This window comes from Spiroplasma endosymbiont of Clivina fossor (assembly GCF_964031115.1).
Classification (GTDB): Bacteria; Bacillota_I; Bacilli_A; order Mycoplasmatales; family Nriv7; genus Nriv7.
Genome location: NZ_OZ035006.1, coordinates 1,089,046 through 1,104,629, shown reverse-complemented (window position 1 = coordinate 1,104,629; position 15,584 = coordinate 1,089,046). Strand labels below are relative to the sequence as shown.

Here is a 15,584-nt window from a genome sequence, read left to right as displayed (position 1 = left end):
CTTATCTTTAAAATTAGAAAAGCAGTTTATCTTGCCTTAGGGATTAATTTAGATGGTTTAAAAGATATTTTAGGAATGTGAATTAGTGAGAATGAGGGAGCCAAATTTTGACTTAATAATCTTACGGAAATGAAAAATCGTGGGTTACAAGATATTCTTGTTGCTTGTAGTGATAATTTAACTGGGATGTCTGTCTGATGCAATAGAAGCTGTTTTCCCAAAAACACAGCATCAATTATGCATTGTTCATCAAATTCGCAATAGTTTAAAATTTGTTCCTTACAAAGATCGCAAACTTGTAGCTAATGATTTAAAATCAATTTATACAGCAATTAATGAAGAAATAGCGTTAATTGCTTTAGATCATTTTTCAGAAAAATGAAATAAAAAGTATCCACAAATTACTAAATCATGAAAAAATAACTGAAATAATTTAATAATTTTTCTTGAATATCCTCAGGAATTTAGAAGAATTATTTACACAACTAATGCGATTGAATCTGTTAATAGTCAATTAAGAAAAGTCATTAAGAATAAAAAGATTTTTCCTAATGACGCATCAGTTTTTAAAATATTTTATTTAGCATTTCAAAATATGGTTAAGAAATGAACGATGCCAATTCAAAATTGGGGTAGTGCAATTTCACATTTAATGATAAAATTTGAAGACAGAGTGAATTTAAGTTAATTACTTAGAGACACAGTTAATTGTACAGTCCCAATTAAAAACCTTCTTTTGGTTTTATATTAAATATATTTCTTTTTATTAACTCATTTGTTAAACTCACAAAAGGATTTTTTTGAGTAATATTAATATTATTTAACATTGTAGATTTATCTATATTAGCCGTAAAGGGAATAAAATTTTTACATATTAAATTTTCATATTTTTTATATAAAATATCTTTTGCTTGTTCTCTTGCCACTGACTTATTTACCTTATTTAAAATAATGGTTTTTAAATTATTTTTAATTTCTAAATTATCACATATTTCTTCTCATATTTCCTTTACCTTAATTGCTCCACTGTTTGAAAATCTATGAGGCTCTGTTACTAATAAAATTTCATCAGCAACAACTAAGGCACAAATATTAGTATCATTTAAGCTTGGGTTTGTATCAATCAACACATAATCATATTTATTTTGCAAAAAATCTCTGACTTTATTTATATTCTTTTGAAACATAAATTCTCTTCCACTAGTGGAAGATAAATATCTATTAATATCATCAAATTTAGAATTTGTTGGAATTAAACTAATATTTGTTTCTTTTGAAATTTCAATAGTGTTAATTAAATCATCTGTTTTTGTTTTGTTTGGCAATTTAAACCACTGCTCTGAACCTATATTTTCATTATTATCTTTTTTAAAAACACTTGTTAAATTAGCTTGTGGGTCGAGGTCAATCAATAATAATTGTTTTAATCATTAAAGTGTTTATTTATTAATGTTTTTTGCCCAGCAAGTTGTTGAAAATTAGGGTGTTTAATTAAAGTGTTTTCAATTCATTTGATATTACGATAACAATTAGTCTCACTAATACCAAAACTTTTGCCAAGATGAAAATAAGTGTGACTTCCTTGTCAATATGATAAAGTCATTAATAAACGATTTTCTAGTGATAATTTATTAGCTTTTCCGCCTTTTTTAAACTTTTCTAACTCAGCTTCTTTTAAAATATCTAACATTTTATTAAAAGTATTTTGTTTTATTCCTGTTAATCGTAATAATTCTTTATCATTAAGAAATTTAAAGTTATCATTTTTGCTGTTTTGTTTTTCTTCGCGTTTGGCTTGTTTGTGAGCTTGCTCTTCGACTTCTTCACGGTCGTCGTGCTCTCACTGGGACTGGGCAACTACTTTTTGCTGGCGACGAGCATAAATTTTCGGCAAAATATATTTATTAAAAATAAACTTGTGGAACAGCAAGTATACTATGCCACCAAGTCCCAACACACCAACAACAACCCCAATAATTCACAGTTTACTATTCCCGCCATTATTGTCAGGTTCTGGGGTTTGTTCTGTGTTTAGTATCGGTGGCACTTGGTGGTCTTTTTGTTGTACTGAAATTGTTGCCGTGGTAAAATTCAGCAATTTCATACTACTATCAACTGCTTGAACTATGACATCTTTGCTGGCCGTTCAATCATCCACAACAAGATTATTGGTATTGATAACATAATCGGTGTTTTCTATGACATCAGGGACATATTTTTCAACTTGTGATTTTATATTAACTAGTAGTTTTGTTTTATATGTATCAATTTCATCTTGCGTGACATTTTTTATATTTTCTACAACAAATGGGTCTAATTGCAGTTTTAAATGTGCTAAACTTTGTTTTCAAGTTTTTGATAACGCAAACAAATTATTCAGTTGACTAGCACGATATCCACGGATATTATCATATTTGTTGTCTTTGGCTCACTGTTCAAACTGTTTACCATTTGGTGTATCAAAATAATTTGTGATTGCTTGTTTTGGGACTATTTGTAAATAAATTTTGTTGGTGTGTCCTAATTCGTTTTTTAAATCAATTAAATATTTTCCATTAATTGCTCCAAGTTGACTGCCATCAAGTTTTATCCCATTGTTTTGGTCAATGTTAATTTGTTGTCCATTCTTTGCTCACTTATCATCACAACCATAAACCGCCCCGGTTATGACACTACTTGCTGTTGGTTTAAGCATTGTAATTTTACTTTCACTATTGGCATAGTAGAATGTATTAACTGGGTTGGTGATTGTACTAGTATCAATTTGTCCCAAATAATCTTTATCAATTTGTGTTGATGGTGATGTTGGTTGTAGGTCAATTTTTAAATCAACGATTGTTGCTGGTACAACATTATACTTAACTACCACTGAACCTTGATAACTTTTGCTATCTGGTTTCGCGATTAAAGTTGCTGAATGATTATCTTTTTTTGTAAATTCAATTTGTGAAAAATCAATAATTCGAGAATTAATTGGGGTAATTGTTGCATTGATAGTATCATCGCTGTTATCTAAGATATTTCCTAAATTATTTTCATCAGCAAATTTAATCACATCACTTAAATTTTCTTTGACAATTGGTTTAGGTGGGTCAATTTTGGCTTGCATTGAGACAATAATTTCACTTGTGTATTGTTTACCATCCAAAGTGAAAGTTACTTGTAAATTATGGTCTCTTTCGCTTGTTTCGGGTTTAATATTGATGTTTCATTGTTTATTTGTTTGACTTTGTTGGACATCATCAAAAACAACTTTATCAATCTTCGGGTTAGCAACAGTAATGTTTAACTCCCCATCCACCGTAATTAAGTCAGGGCGAGTTCAAGTTTTTGTCTTACTACCATCTATCAAATTAAACTGATTTTGCTGTTTTACTCAATCCAAATTATCCAAATTGTCGGTACTATCTCTTTCAATTTCAACTTCAAAATTATTTGTAGAGCTTAATTGGTAATTTACTTTATCATTACCATATTCGAAATATTTTAAATTTGTGCCCTGTGCTTTGATCGTTATGTTTTTATTGATTACTCATATATTTCGCATGGCGGTTTCTTGGCCGTATGCGGTTATTAGTTGTTTAATTTCTTTTTGTTTACTCTGATTATTTTGTAATTCTTGTGTAAATAAGAAACTAAGGTTTTCTAAATTTCTTAATTCTGGTAATTTCCCATTTAAATTAATGTTATCCATTTTTAATATGTTAACTCGTGTAATATTATTTTTTTGTTTTGAAATTACAAACCTCACTTTTTTTAAACCTTTAATTTTAAAATCATAAACTTTATTACTTTCTCTTTTATTTCTAATTAGTTGTGGGGTAAGTTTGTTAATATCCCGTTTAACTCTTTCTACTGGTGCATTGGCAAGCAACGGAGCAGGAACGCTCGTTGCTATAGCTGGTATGGTTAATAAACTAAGTAATTTTTTCATTCTATTTCCTTTCTTTTAATAAAAATGGAAACACAAATCATTTTGAAGAGACTGTGTTTCCACGATACTAAGTTATTGTTCAGATAACTTAGTATCACTTTATAAAATTTTAATGAGTAAGAAGAACAAACTACTTACCACTGTCATTTTATCACATCTATATAAATAGATGTGCAATTTTTTTCTTTAATTTTGTCGAAAACTCTTGATAAAATAAAAAAAATCATCAACTTGATAATTTTAAAAGGCTTTTATGTAAAATTACTATTTTTACTTTAACTTTTTTATACATTAAAATATAATACCGCTGTTTGTTGGTTTGGAGTTAAACCCTTATGTTGGTATTTTCATTTTCAGAGATTTAAATAATTTTGAATATTAGTAAAACCTAAACCATGATAATGAATTAAGGCTTCTTTAAGACTAGATTGTAATTTACTGATTTTATTTAAGTTACGATAACTAGCTTCAGGATTAGTTGTTGTTTTAGTTACACATAAAGTAGAATTTGTTTGTTTTGCTACTAAAAAATATAATTTTTGCATATCAGAAGTAATAATTGAATTTTCGTTAATTAATTCTTTGTTCATATTTTCAATAACTCATTAGACTTCTTGCAAAATTAATATGATAATTATAATTTTTAAATTTAAAATAAATATAAAAGTGTTATTAAAATAATTTTTAGATTATTTTTACAAATATTTTGTCATTAAAACATAATAAAAATTATTATTTACAATAAAAAAAGACTGAAATTTTAAATTATCAAATATATTTAAACTAATAGTTGTAAATTATAAATTGAAGCTATTAAATTAAATCTTAAAGCAAATCTTTTTCTACGATTTCGATATTTTTCACTAATAATTTTAAATTTTTTAAGTATAGCAAAAACATTTTCAATAACAATTCTCATTTTTGAAATTCGCTCATTATTTTGCTTTTCTTCTTTATTTAAAGGGTTTTTCTTTGATTTTCTTTTAGGAATTAAAACATTATGATTAATTTTTTGTATGCCTTGATAACCTAAATCCACTAAAACAGTTGTTTCTGGTAAAAATTTAATTTTTGAATCTTTTAAAATTTTAAAGTCATGGTTTTTACCATAAGAAAAATCAGAACTAATAATTTTTTTACTATCTTTTTCAATTATAACTTGTGTTTTTATTGTGTGTTTTTTCTTTTTTCCTGAGTAGTGCTGTTTTTGTCTTTTTTTGGGCGTTGGATTTGGCTTTCAGTTACATCAATTATAACAGTCTTATCTTTGAAATAATCTTTTAATAGTGATTTTTGACCAGTAAGTTGTTGAAAATTAGGGTGTTTTATTAAAGTGTCTTCAATTCATTTGATATTTCTATAACAACTACTTTCACTAATATCATAACTTTTTGCAATATGAAAATAAGTTCTATATTCTCTTCAATATTCTAAAGTCATTAAAATACGATTTTCTAATGATAATTTATTGGTTCTTCCGCGACGAAATCTCTTTTTTAATTCTTCTATTTTTAAAATTTCTAGCATTTTATTAAAAGTAGTATGTTTAATACCAGTTAATCTTAAAAAATTTTTATCACTTATTTGATTATTTTTTTTAAATTTCATTTAAATTCCACCTTTTTATTAAAAACAACAATTCAATTATATTTTAAATTAATTTTGCAAGAAGTCTATTGTTTTTGTAAACGTTTGGTGTTTGTGGATTTAACATAAATATTGTTATTATTATCAATTGCCATTTGAATACAACATTTAGTATTAGTTGCGAATGGGTCAAGGTGAATTCTTCGTGGATCAGTTTTATATTTGAAATTTCCTTTATGGATTTCTTTAATAAATGTTTCATCGATTTGGATTTTACCAGATAATTTTTTAAATTTTAATTGGGTATTTTCTAATTGTTTTGATTTCATTAATTTTTGACGATTATATCAAGCAGTTTTTAATGTAGTTTTAATAAAACGAGAAATTGTTTTACTAGATTGCCCCAGCAATGAAATTTGAATCAATAAATTTCATTGTTCATAATTTAAATGACTTCAATAAATAAAATGATTACGAAAAGCGTCAAAACTTGCACGGCAATTTTTACATAAATATTTTTGTTTTCCTTCTGAATTATGTCCATTTTTAACGCAATGGTAAGATTCACATTTAGGGCATTTAAATACCTTGCGCTCTAAATTTTTGATCAATTTCATTTAACCGTTTTTGTTTTTGTTTTTGTTTTTTTATTAATTCTGCTTGTTGTTTGACTTTTTCATAAAATTCTAAAAATTGATCATCTGTTAAAGTATTTACTAGTTCTTGAATTATTTTTTCCATAATTATTATCCACCTCTATCATATTAAAAATATACCTAAAATTAAATATATTCAATAAATATCAAGAGTTTTCGACAAAATTAAAATTTTTTTTAATTTTGTCGAAAACTCTTGATAAAATAAAAAAAATCATCAACTTGATAATTTTAAAAGGCTTTTATGTAAAATTACTATTTTTACTTTAACTTTTTTATACATTAAAATATAATACCGCTGTTTGTTGGTTTGGAGTTAAACCCTTATGTTGGTATTTTCATTTTCAGAGATTTAAATAATTTTGAATATTAGTAAAACCTAAACCATGATAATGAATTAAGGCTTCTTTAAGACTAGATTGTAATTTACTGATTTTATTTAAGTTACGATAACTAGCTTCAGGATTAATTGTTGTTTTAGTTACACATAAAGTAGAATTTGTTTGTTTTGCTACTAAAAAATATAATTTTTGCATATCAGAAGTAATAATTGAATTTTCGTTAATTAATTCTTTGTTCATATTTTCAATAACTCATTGTTTTTGTAAACGTTTGGTGTTTGTGGATTTAACATAAATATTGTTATTATTATCAATTGCCATTTGAATACAGCATTTAGTATTAGTTGCGAATGGGTCAAGGTGAATTCTTCGTGGATCAGTTTTATATTTGAAATTTCCTTTATGGATTTCTTTAATAAATGTTTCATCGATTTGGATTTTACCAGATAATTTTTTAAATTTTAATTGGGTATTTTCTAATTGTTTTGATTTCATTAATTTTTGACGATTATATCAAGCAGTTTTTAATGTAGTTTTAATAAAACGAGAAATTGTTTTACTAGATTGCCCCAGCAATGAAATTTGAATCAATAAATTTCATTGTTCATAATTTAAATGACTTCAATAAATAAAATGATTACGAAAAGCGTCAAAACTTGCACGGCAATTTTTACATAAATATTTTTGTTTTCCTTCTGAATTATGTCCATTTTTAACGCAATGGTAAGATTCACATTTAGGGCATTTAATACCTTGCGCTCTAAATTTTTGATCAATTTCATTTAAACGTTTTTGTTTTTTTATTAATTCTGCTTGTTGTTTGACTTTTTCATAAAATTCTAAAAATTGATCATCTGTTAAAGTATTTACTAGTTCTTGAATTATTTTTTCCATAATTATTATCCCCCTCTATCATATTAAAAATATACCTAAAATTAAGTATATTCAATAAATATCAAGAGTTTTCGACAAAATTAAAATTAATGTATTATCAAATGAATTTGATTTATCAAACACAAATAAACAAGAAAAAGAAATGATTTTAAGTATTTTTAAGGAACCCGCTGATAAATTTGAACTTAATCCCAGCGAAAAATTAAAAATTAATTATTCAATAAGAATAATTGAATCTGAAATTATATTAAATTTAAAGCAAAAAATTAAGGGAACAATTAGTGCCAAAATAATTGATACTAATAATGAAGAACAAACAATTATATTAGACTTCTTGCAAAATTAATTTAAAATATAATTGAATTGTTGTTTTTAATAAAAAGGTGGAATTTAAATGAAATTTAAAAAAAATAATCAAATAAGTGATAAAAATTTTTTAAGATTAACTGGTATTAAACATACTACTTTTAATAAAATGCTAGAAATTTTAAAAATAGAAGAATTAAAAAAGAGATTTCGTCGCGGAAGAACCAATAAATTATCATTAGAAAATCGTATTTTAATGACTTTAGAATATTGAAGAGAATATAGAACTTATTTTCATATTGCAAAAAGTTATGATATTAGTGAAAGTAGTTGTTATAGAAATATCAAATGAATTGAAGACACTTTAATAAAACACCCTAATTTTCAACAACTTACTGGTCAAAAATCACTATTAAAAGATTATTTCAAAGATAAGACTGTTATAATTGATGTAACTGAAAGCCAAATCCAACGCCCAAAAAAAGACAAAAACAGCACTACTCAGGAAAAAAGAAAAAACACACAATAAAAACACAAGTTATAATTGAAAAAGATAGTAAAAAAATTATTAGTTCTGATTTTTCTTATGGTAAAAACCATGACTTTAAAATTTTAAAAGATTCAAAAATTAAATTTTTACCAGAAACAACTGTTTTAGTGGATTTAGGTTATCAAGGCATACAAAAAATTAATCATAATGTTTTAATAACTTTGATAGAATATATTTATATTATAGGGGTATAGTTCAATTGGTAGAACAGCGGTCTTCAAAACCGCGTGTTGTGGGTTCAAGTCCTGCTACCCCTGCCAATAAAATTAGTTATTAAGGATGATAGCAATATAAAAATAACCATTTATTGGTATCATCCTACAAATGGTTATTTTTATATTTTTAATGAAGAATATTGCATTTTTTGGAAATTTTACCAAAATTTACCTGATGAAATGTTTTTGCGATATAATTCAAAATTATCAGGAAGATAATATAAATGAAATAAGGAGGCCATTTTGGAAGATTTTGATTTTATTAAGAAATTAAATCATATAAAATTTAATGAAGACAATGTTATTAATGCCAGCATTGCCACATTTATTTTAAATAACTTAGAACAAATTGATGAATGAACATCAAACAAGTGTTGCTAATGCTTGTTTTACTTCTTCTAGTTCAATAATTCGCTTTTGTCAAAAATTAAATCTAAGTGGTTGAACTGAATTAAAGTATCAATTAAAAGTTGTTAATCAAAGAATTAAAAATTCAGAACGACAAGTTAATACTAATTTGCAATTGAAAAATAATATTACCTATTTTTTTAATGAATATATGAAAGTAAGAGAGGAGGATAATAATCGATTATATTTAGATTTTATATAATAAAGATACTGATTTAATTGCTAAAAAAATTATTGATGTCAAAACAATCTTTATTTTTGGTTTTGGAATTTCATATTATTCTGCTATTTCTTTTACACAAAGATTAAGATGAGTAAATAAAAATGTTATTTGTGAGCATGATATTAATGTTATTTATTCATACTTGCCATTAGTTACTGATGATGATGTTATTTGCATATCATTATAGTGGTACAAATAGTTTAATTGGTGAAATAATTGAAGAAGTAAAAGATAAAGCTTATTCAATTGGTATTTTTGCTAAAGAAACAAAATTAGTTAAAAGTTTTAAATCCTATTTTTTAATTAAATCTGAAGAAGAACAATTATGCAGTGTTTTTTCAATTAGATTGCAATTATTAATGCAATTATTAGATTTCTTGTATGCAAAAATAATTAATTTTAAGTTATAAATTAAAATAAAGGTGGGGATGAATTTAAATGGAATTTAAACATATTTTTAGTAATTTTAAAAAACTTAAACTGATATCAAGTAATTTTCAACCAAAAAATACTTTAAAACATTTTCGTAATAAAACAAGTTCAGGATTACAAAAACTTGCTAAATCATTAATGTTTCCGATTGCTATTTTACCTATCGCAGCGATATTGAGTCGTGTGGGCGGATTAATGATGACTAAAGATTTTGGAATTACTGAGAATAGTGTTATTTGATATATTGGTTCAGTATTGCAGGTTATTGGTGGCAGTGCTTTTGATAATCTTTCTGTTCTTTTTGCTATTGGCGTGGCTTTTGGTTTTGCTAAAGATAATCGTGGTGAAGCAGCTCTTATTGGTTTTTTTGCTTATACAATATTAATTGGTCTAATGACCATATTACCAAAAATTGTTTATTCAACAATTTTATTAGATGTTAACTTAGAAAATAAATCAAAACTTTTATATCAACTTAAAGGAAATGAAGTTATTTATTCTATTGATATGGGGATTTTGAGTGGCATTATTGCTGGTATATTAGCAGCTACTTGTTATAATCGTTTTCAATCCATTAAGTTGCCAACTGCTTTGTCATTTTTTTCGGGAAGAAGATTTGTGCCATTAGTTGTTATTTTAGTTTCTTTACCAGTTGCTATTTTAGTGGCAATAATTTGACCTTGACTTCAGTTAGGACTTTTAAGTTTTGGACAAACTATTATTCCTGAAAAAGTTGACAATTCAACGCGTCATATTCAATGAGGGGTTGCTAGCGTTTATACAATGTTTAATAGAACATTAAATGCTAGTGGTTTAATGCGTGTTTTTAATATTTATTTTTTTTGACAACACCCTTTTGTTACTTCAGAGAATGGAACAGTTATTAATGGTGATATTCCTGCATTTCTTAGTAATGATTTAGTTGTTGGTGCCGGATTATTTCAAAGTGGGTTTTTCCCCATTATGATGTTTGGATTACCTGCCGCTGCCTTGGCGATCATTAAATGTGCTCATCCTGACCAAAGAAAAAAAGTTATGGCATTATTACTTGGAGCTGCGTCCGTTTCATTTTTAACTGGGGTTACTGAACCGTTAGAATTTAGTTTTATTTATGCAGCTCCAGTATTATTTTTTGTTCATATTGTCTTATCAGGGATTATTTCTGCAATTACTGTTGGTTTAGGAATTCGGATTGGCTTTGGGTTTTCTGCTGGTTTTATTGATTATGTTTTAAGTTTTTATCAATCAATGAAAATTGCTAAAATAACTTGGGAGTCAGGTTTTGCCCAAGTGCTGGCAAATCCGGCTTGAATATTACCAATTGGTATTCTAAGCGGGGGAGTTTATTACTTTTCTTTTAGTTATTTGATTAAGAAGTTTAATTATCAGACATTAGGTCGTGAGCAAACTGTTAGTGAAACAAATAATTTTGATAACAGTTTACCACTGGTTTCTTATCAACTATTAGCGACAAAAATTTTGGATATTTTAGGTAAAGATAATATTATTAGTGTTGGTAATTGTGTCACAAGGGTGAGAATTGTTGTTAAAAATGTTGATGATTGAAAGATTAAACAATTAGATAAAATCAAATTTAAAATAAGAGGGATTGCTAATAATAAACTTAATCCGAAAATGGTTTCAGACAAAGATTTGCAACTCATTGTTAGCAATGATGCCCAATTTATTGTTGATGAATTAGAAAAATTGCTTCAAGCATCAAAAGAGTTGTTGGCAACTAATTTTTAAAAATAGAAAATAGTTTTTATTTTAAAAGCATTAAAAGAAGGTAACTTGCGATTATTGTTAGTGCTGTAAATAAAAAAGGTAGCGTTGCTACCTTTTTCTTTGTTAATTTTATTTATTGTTTAACAACAATAATTCCTACGGAGTTAACACCAGCATGACTGACAAAGCAGTTAGGGAGGAATGCTTTTTTGATTTTAAGTTTAGGGTGGGTGGTTATAATCTTGTTAATAATTGTGATGATTTTTTTATCACATTGTGATGTGAAAATTTCTAAGATATAATTTTCATTTTTAATAAATTCTTTAATTTTTGTGATTACGCTTTCAATAGCGTTGTTTAAGGTTCTAGCAATTCCACTTTTTTCTGATATTTCGCCAAATTTAATAATGACTTTAACGCGGATTAAACTTATTAGGGAAGCAACAACAGATTTGGCACGACCACCTCCTTTAGAAAGTCGCGAGATATCTTCAGGGATAATGTAAATTAAACTATTTTTTAACTTGGGTTACCATTTTATTAATATCATTAATGTTACCACCATTAGCTACAATTTCAGTAGCTTTAATTGCTAATGTATTATTAAATGTAGCAGCGCCGTTAGTATCAATAATATGAACGCGGTTTTTAAATTCATTTTCTTGTGATAGCATATAGGCATTTTGGTATTGACCAGATAATTCTTTAGCAATCGGAATAAAGATAATTTCATCATTTCCTTCAGCTAATAGTTTTCGCCATAAGCTCATTAGTTGTCCTGGTGATGATTGACTAGTTTTAGTATATTCACCATTTTTAACACGAGCATAAAAATTAGATTTTTTAATATCACTAGTGGTATCTTCAATTTCAGTTCCATCTTCAAAACTTATTAATAAAGGAATGATATTAATATTTTTTTCTTTTAGCGTTGTAAGGTCAAGGTTGCTAGATGAATCAACAATAATAGCAATTTTTTTATTTGTGTTGGACATTTTTTTCTCCTTTACTTTATTCAATAGACTTCTTGCAAAATTAATATGATAATTATAATTTTTAAATTTAAAATAAATATAAAAGTGTTATTAAAATAATTTTTAGATTATTTTTACAAATATTTTGTCATTAAAACATAATAAAAATTATTATTTACAATAAAAAAAGACTGAAATTTTAAATTATCAAATATATTTAAACTAATAGTTGTAAATTATAAATTGAAGCTATTAAATTAAATCTTAAAGCAAATCTTTTTCTACGATTTCGATATTTTTCACTAATAATTTTAAATTTTTTAAGTATAGCAAAAACATTTTCAATAACAATTCTCATTTTTGAAATTCGCTCATTATTTTGCTTTTCTTCTTTATTTAAAGGGTTTTTCTTTGATTTTCTTTTAGGAATTAAAACATTATGATTAATTTTTTGTATGCCTTGATAACCTAAATCCACTAAAACAGTTGTTTCTGGTAAAAATTTAATTTTTGAATCTTTTAAAATTTTAAAGTCATGGTTTTTACCATAAGAAAAATCAGAACTAATAATTTTTTTACTATCTTTTTCAATTATAACTTGTGTTTTTATTGTGTGTTTTTTCTTTTTTCTTGAGTAGTGCTGTTTTTGTCTTTTTTTGGGCGTTGGATTTGGCTTTCAGTTACATCAATTATAACAGTCTTATCTTTGAAATAATCTTTTAATAGTGATTTTTGACCAGTAAGTTGTTGAAAATTAGGGTGTTTTATTAAAGTGTCTTCAATTCATTTGATATTTCTATAACAACTACTTTCACTAATATCATAACTTTTTGCAATATGAAAATAAGTTCTATATTCTCTTCAATATTCTAAAGTCATTAAAATACGATTTTCTAATGATAATTTATTGGTTCTTCCGCGACGAAATCTCTTTTTTAATTCTTCTATTTTTAAAATTTCTAGCATTTTATTAAAAGTAGTATGTTTAATACCAGTTAATCTTAAAAAATTTTTATCACTTATTTGATTATTTTTTTTAAATTTCATTTAAATTCCACCTTTTTATTAAAAACAACAATTCAATTATATTTTAAATTAATTTTGCAAGAAGTCTATTATCAATTAAAGAAGCGATGCAAATATTAAAAAAATATAGCTTATTACCAGATGAAATTACTGTAGATAAAAACAATGATAACATAACATTTAATGGGAAAGCATTTTTCTCATCAGAAAGAGAAGGGTCAGTAAGAACAAATACAGTTACTACTATAGTATAAGGTTTTATAAAAACGATATTAGCTATTTAGAACAATAACTTTAATTGAAATAAGCACAACAAGTTTAAATTTCTTGTAAAAATAAAAAATATTCAAACCAGTAATTAACTAAAATTACTGGTTTTTATTTTGTCAAAATAGAAAAAATGAAAAAGTTGTTTAAGAGAATTATCATTATAGAAAGCTACATTTCGGGGTAGTGATTTTAACAGTTTTTAAATTTAGTTATTACGAATTGGGCCTGTCCAAAATTCTGTGTCTCGATAATTCATTCTGAATTATACTTAAAAGAAGGAGAACAGAAAATGACAAAAAAAATAAAAAAAGAACCTGACGCAATTGATAAAGTTGTTGATTATTTTTTAGAAAATATTGATAATCCACAAGATTTATTTAAAGGCAATACTATTTTTCAGGAATTTACCAAAAAATTAACTGAACGAATGTTAAATACGGAAATTAAAGATTATCTTGAAACTGATGAGAATCATAATAAAAGAAATGGCAACACACAAAAAACCATTATTACTAAAAATGGTTCAATCGCAATTGATGTACCAAGAGATCGAAATAGTACTTTTGAACCAGTAATTATTCCGAAAAGACAAAGAAGATTTGATAACTTTGATCAAAAAGTAATTTCTTTATATGCAAGAGGAATGACAATTTCTGATATCAAAGCACAATTGCAAGAATTCTATCACGGAGCAGAAATTTCAGAAAGTTTAATTAGTCAAATAACTGATGATGTTATTGAAGAAGTTAAAATGTGACAAACTAAACCTTTAGAGAAGATTTATCCGATTGTTTATTTTGATTGTATTGTTGTTAAAGTAAAGCAAGATAAACGAATAATAAATAAAGCAGTTTATCTTGCCTTAGGAATTAATTTAGATGGTTTAAAAGATATTTTAGGAATGTGAATTAGCGAGAATGAGGGCGCCAAATTTTGACTTAATAATCTTACGGAAATGAAAAATCGTGGCTTACAAGATATTCTTGTTGCTTGTAGCGATAATTTAACTGGAATGTCTGATGCAATAGAAGCTGTGTTCCCAAAAACACAGCACCAATTATGCATTGTTCATCAAATTCGTAATAGTTTAAAATTTGTCCCTTACAAAGATCGCAAACTTGTAGCTAATGATTTAAAATCAATTTATACAGCAATTAATGAAGAAATAGCGCTAGTTGCTTTAGATCATTTTTCTGAAAAATGAAATAAAAAGTATCCACAAATTACTAAATCATGAAAAAATAACTGAAATAATTTAATAATTTTTCTTGAATATCCTCAAGAATTTAGAAGGATTATTTACACAACTAATGCGATTGAATCTGTTAATAGTCAACTAAGAAAAGTCATTAAGAATAAAAAGATTTTTCCTAATGACGCATCAGTTTTTAAAATATTTTATTTAGCATTTCAAAATATGGTTAAGAAATGAACGATGCCAATTCAAAATTGGGGTAGTGCAATTTCACATTTAATGATAAAATTTGAGGACAGAGTGAATTTAAGTTAATTACTTAAAGACACAGTTAATTGTACAGTCCCTACGAATTTTCAATTTCAATTTCAAAATTATTTGTTTCATTTAATCTGTAATTTGTTTTATCGAAAAAATCTTTGAAATTATATAAATCTGTGCCTTGTGCTTTAATTGTTATTTTTTTATTAATTACTCATGTTTTATAAGTACTATTTTCTTTTATTTTTTGTCCATATGTTTTTATTAAGTTTTTGATTTTTTCTTGTTTATCCTGATTATTTTTAAGTTCTTTTGTAAATTGGAAAGTAAAATCGTTTAAATTTTTTAATTCTGGTAATTTTTCATTTAGATTGCTATTATCTTTTTTATATATGTTAATCTGTGCAACACTATTTGTTGAATTCAAAATCCAAAAATTCACTTTTTCTAGGTCTCTAATTTTAAAATCATAAGTTTTATTTTTGTTATTTTTTTGCTCTACTGATTCATTTGCTTTTTTAGAACAGCCAATTATTGGTAGTGTTATTAATCCTAAAATAGCGGTTATATTTAAAAATTTCATA

Annotated in this window: 18 protein-coding genes, 1 tRNA gene and 2 pseudogenes; 9 read left to right on the top strand and 12 right to left on the bottom strand. The window is 25.7% G+C overall.

Annotated elements, in window-relative coordinates; genetic code table 4:
- Positions 1-12 precede the first annotated feature (12 nt).
- Positions 13-688, top strand: a pseudogene (locus tag AAHM82_RS13860) (IS256 family transposase); the annotation flags it as partial.
- Between the two features lie 34 nt (positions 689-722).
- Here the strand turns inward: AAHM82_RS13860 and AAHM82_RS06630 are convergent.
- The 8 genes from AAHM82_RS06630 to AAHM82_RS06600 form a co-directional block, all read right to left on the bottom strand.
- Positions 723-1,412 (bottom strand): ParA family protein, encoded by a 690-nt coding sequence (locus tag AAHM82_RS06630; RefSeq protein WP_342263402.1) that lies wholly within the window; start codon positions 1,410-1,412, stop codon positions 723-725.
- An 11-nt stretch (positions 1,413-1,423) separates the two neighbouring features.
- Entirely contained in the window at positions 1,424-3,934 is a 2,511-nt protein-coding gene (locus tag AAHM82_RS06625; RefSeq protein WP_342263401.1) for a transposase family protein, read from the bottom strand.
- 284 nt (positions 3,935-4,218) lie between these two features.
- Positions 4,219-4,524 (bottom strand): hypothetical protein, encoded by a 306-nt coding sequence (locus AAHM82_RS06620; RefSeq protein WP_342263400.1) that lies wholly within the window; start codon positions 4,522-4,524, stop codon positions 4,219-4,221.
- A 188-nt stretch (positions 4,525-4,712) separates the two neighbouring features.
- Entirely contained in the window at positions 4,713-5,105 is a 393-nt protein-coding gene (locus AAHM82_RS13855; RefSeq protein WP_342264845.1) for a transposase family protein, read from the bottom strand.
- Positions 5,102-5,542, bottom strand: coding sequence for a transposase family protein (locus AAHM82_RS13850; protein WP_342263396.1), 441 nt, complete (start codon positions 5,540-5,542; stop codon positions 5,102-5,104). The genes AAHM82_RS13855 and AAHM82_RS13850 overlap by 4 nt, the downstream gene beginning before the upstream one ends.
- 65 nt (positions 5,543-5,607) lie before the next feature.
- On the bottom strand, positions 5,608-6,138 hold the full coding sequence (locus tag AAHM82_RS06610) for an IS1/IS1595 family N-terminal zinc-binding domain-containing protein (protein WP_342263399.1): 531 nt from the start codon (positions 6,136-6,138) through the stop codon (positions 5,608-5,610).
- Entirely contained in the window at positions 6,101-6,262 is a 162-nt protein-coding gene (locus AAHM82_RS06605; protein ID WP_342263398.1) for a hypothetical protein, read from the bottom strand. Before AAHM82_RS06605 ends, AAHM82_RS06610 begins: the two co-directional genes overlap by 38 nt.
- A gap of 190 nt (positions 6,263-6,452) precedes the next feature.
- Complete coding sequence (locus AAHM82_RS06600) at positions 6,453-7,412, bottom strand: IS1/IS1595 family N-terminal zinc-binding domain-containing protein (RefSeq protein ID WP_342263352.1); 960 nt, start codon at positions 7,410-7,412, stop codon at positions 6,453-6,455.
- Between the two features lie 142 nt (positions 7,413-7,554).
- On the opposite strand from AAHM82_RS06600, the gene AAHM82_RS06595 reads away from it, so the two are divergent.
- The 7 genes from AAHM82_RS06595 to AAHM82_RS06570 all read left to right on the top strand — a co-directional run bounded on the left by AAHM82_RS06595 (position 7,555) and on the right by AAHM82_RS06570 (position 11,295).
- A complete protein-coding gene (locus tag AAHM82_RS06595) occupies positions 7,555-7,758 on the top strand; it encodes a hypothetical protein (RefSeq protein ID WP_342263397.1) in 204 nt (67 codons plus the stop codon).
- Between the two features lie 48 nt (positions 7,759-7,806).
- Positions 7,807-8,247, top strand: a complete 441-nt coding sequence (locus tag AAHM82_RS06590) for a transposase family protein (RefSeq protein WP_342263396.1) — start codon at positions 7,807-7,809, stop codon at positions 8,245-8,247.
- The gene (locus tag AAHM82_RS13845; RefSeq protein ID WP_425289009.1) at positions 8,244-8,462 is read left to right on the top strand and encodes a hypothetical protein; all 219 of its coding nucleotides are present in this window, start codon (positions 8,244-8,246) and stop codon (positions 8,460-8,462) included. The genes AAHM82_RS06590 and AAHM82_RS13845 overlap by 4 nt, the downstream gene beginning before the upstream one ends.
- Positions 8,453-8,528: transfer RNA gene (locus tag AAHM82_RS06585), tRNA-Trp, on the top strand. Before AAHM82_RS13845 ends, AAHM82_RS06585 begins: the two co-directional genes overlap by 10 nt.
- Before the next feature lie 198 nt (positions 8,529-8,726).
- Complete coding sequence (locus tag AAHM82_RS06580; RefSeq protein WP_342263395.1) at positions 8,727-8,864, top strand: hypothetical protein; 138 nt, start codon at positions 8,727-8,729, stop codon at positions 8,862-8,864.
- Between the two features lie 414 nt (positions 8,865-9,278).
- On the top strand, positions 9,279-9,524 hold the full coding sequence (locus AAHM82_RS06575; RefSeq protein ID WP_342263394.1) for a hypothetical protein: 246 nt from the start codon (positions 9,279-9,281) through the stop codon (positions 9,522-9,524).
- Between the two features lie 28 nt (positions 9,525-9,552).
- The gene (locus AAHM82_RS06570) at positions 9,553-11,295 is read left to right on the top strand and encodes a PTS transporter subunit EIIC (RefSeq protein ID WP_342263393.1); all 1,743 of its coding nucleotides are present in this window, start codon (positions 9,553-9,555) and stop codon (positions 11,293-11,295) included.
- Positions 11,296-11,407: 112 nt separating this feature from the next.
- On the opposite strand, the pseudogene AAHM82_RS13840 reads toward AAHM82_RS06570, so the two are convergent.
- From AAHM82_RS13840 to AAHM82_RS13830, 3 genes and pseudogenes are all read right to left on the bottom strand, one after another.
- A pseudogene (locus AAHM82_RS13840) lies at positions 11,408-12,269 on the bottom strand (DegV family protein).
- Between the two features lie 196 nt (positions 12,270-12,465).
- Positions 12,466-12,858: a transposase family protein gene (locus AAHM82_RS13835; protein WP_342264845.1), complete on the bottom strand. Its 393-nt coding sequence runs from the start codon at positions 12,856-12,858 to the stop codon at positions 12,466-12,468.
- On the bottom strand, positions 12,855-13,295 hold the full coding sequence (locus tag AAHM82_RS13830; protein WP_342263396.1) for a transposase family protein: 441 nt from the start codon (positions 13,293-13,295) through the stop codon (positions 12,855-12,857). Before AAHM82_RS13830 ends, AAHM82_RS13835 begins: the two co-directional genes overlap by 4 nt.
- A 538-nt stretch (positions 13,296-13,833) precedes the next feature.
- Between AAHM82_RS13830 and AAHM82_RS06555 the strand changes: the two genes are divergently transcribed.
- On the top strand, positions 13,834-15,054 hold the full coding sequence (locus tag AAHM82_RS06555) for an IS256 family transposase (protein WP_342263390.1): 1,221 nt from the start codon (positions 13,834-13,836) through the stop codon (positions 15,052-15,054).
- Positions 15,055-15,085: 31 nt separating this feature from the next.
- On the opposite strand, the gene AAHM82_RS06550 is transcribed toward AAHM82_RS06555, so the two are convergent.
- Positions 15,086-15,583: a hypothetical protein gene (locus AAHM82_RS06550; protein ID WP_342263389.1), complete on the bottom strand. Its 498-nt coding sequence runs from the start codon at positions 15,581-15,583 to the stop codon at positions 15,086-15,088.
- Between the last annotated feature and the right edge of the window lies 1 nt (position 15,584).